This is a genomic window from Undibacterium sp. Di27W (assembly GCF_049340345.1).
Taxonomy (GTDB): domain Bacteria; phylum Pseudomonadota; class Gammaproteobacteria; order Burkholderiales; family Burkholderiaceae_D; genus Undibacterium.
The window spans coordinates 1-306 of sequence record NZ_JBMPOS010000150.1 but is presented as its reverse complement, the minus strand read 5'-3'; the positions used below and the strand labels follow the sequence as shown (position 1 = coordinate 306).

Sequence of the window (306 nt, the reverse complement as noted above, 5' to 3'; positions counted from 1 at the left end):
TTGTGCGCTATGTCAGCAGTGGCCAACTGCCGATCGACAATAACCGTATCGAAAACGCGATACGCCCAATTGCGATCGGCAAGAAGAACTGGTTGTTCGCTGGATCAGAACGAGCGGGCAAGCGGGCGGCAGCCATTCAAAGTTTATTGGCCACTGCCAAGGCCAATGGCATTGAACCGCTGGTTTGGCTCAAGCTGACGCTTGAACAACTTCCTATGCATCCTAACAGCAGGATTGATGAGCTGTTGCCACTGCGCTTGAAAACATAAAACCTCATCTGTCAATGTGGGGGCAACGGACGCTTAC

Annotated in this window: 1 protein-coding gene; it reads left to right on the top strand. The window is 52.0% G+C overall.

Going from position 1 to position 306, the window contains the following annotated elements:
- Positions 1 to 269 (top strand): transposase domain-containing protein (locus tag ACO0LF_RS31695; RefSeq protein WP_423021419.1); only part of this gene is annotated, 269 nt, incomplete at its 5' end.
- Positions 270 to 306: the final 37 nt, after the last annotated feature.